Origin of the sequence: Streptomyces shenzhenensis, assembly GCF_003688995.1 — a bacterium.
In the GTDB taxonomy this organism is placed as follows: Bacteria; Actinomycetota; Actinomycetes; order Streptomycetales; family Streptomycetaceae; genus Streptomyces; species Streptomyces shenzhenensis_A.
Map to the genome: position 1 here is coordinate 1 of NZ_PENI01000104.1, position 732 is coordinate 732.

A 732-nucleotide genomic window follows, 5' to 3' on the forward strand; every position below is an offset into this window, starting at 1 on the left:
CCTGGGGCTACCAGGTCACCGGCTACTACGCCCCGACCGCCCGCCTCGGCACCCCCGACGACTTCAAACACCTCATCGACACCCTGCACCAGACAGGCATCGGCGTCCTCATCGACTGGGTACCCGCACACTTCCCACGCGACGACTGGGCACTGGCCCACTTCGACGGAGAACCGCTCTACGAGCACGCGGACCCACTGCGGGCAGCACACCCCGACTGGGGCACCCTCGAGTTCGACTTCGGCCGCCACGAGGTACGCAACTTCCTCGTCGCCAACGCCGTCTACTGGTGCGAGGAATTCCACATCGACGGCCTCCGCGTCGACGCCGTCGCCTCCATGCTCTACCTCGACTACTCACGCGAACCAGGCCAGTGGACACCGAACGTGTTCGGCGGCCGGGAGAACCTGGACGCGGTCGCGTTCCTCCAGGAGATGAACGCCACCGTCCACCGCCGCTGCCCCGGCGTGGTCACCGCCGCCGAGGAATCAACCGCCTGGGACGGCGTCACCCGCCCCACCCACAACGGCGGCCTCGGCTTCGGGCTCAAGTGGAACATGGGCTGGATGCACGACTCCCTCCAGTACATGCAGCACCCACCCGTCCACCGCACCCACCACCACCACGAGATGACCTTCTCCCTGGCCTACGCCCACAGCGAGAACTACATCCTGCCCATCTCCCACGACGAGACCGTGCACGGCAAACGCTCCCTGGTCTCGAAAATGCCCG

At 66.8% G+C, this 732-nt stretch carries 1 pseudogene; it reads left to right on the forward strand.

What is annotated here, in order from left to right:
• Positions 1 to 732 (forward strand): annotated as a pseudogene (locus CTZ28_RS46395) (1,4-alpha-glucan branching enzyme); the annotation flags it as partial.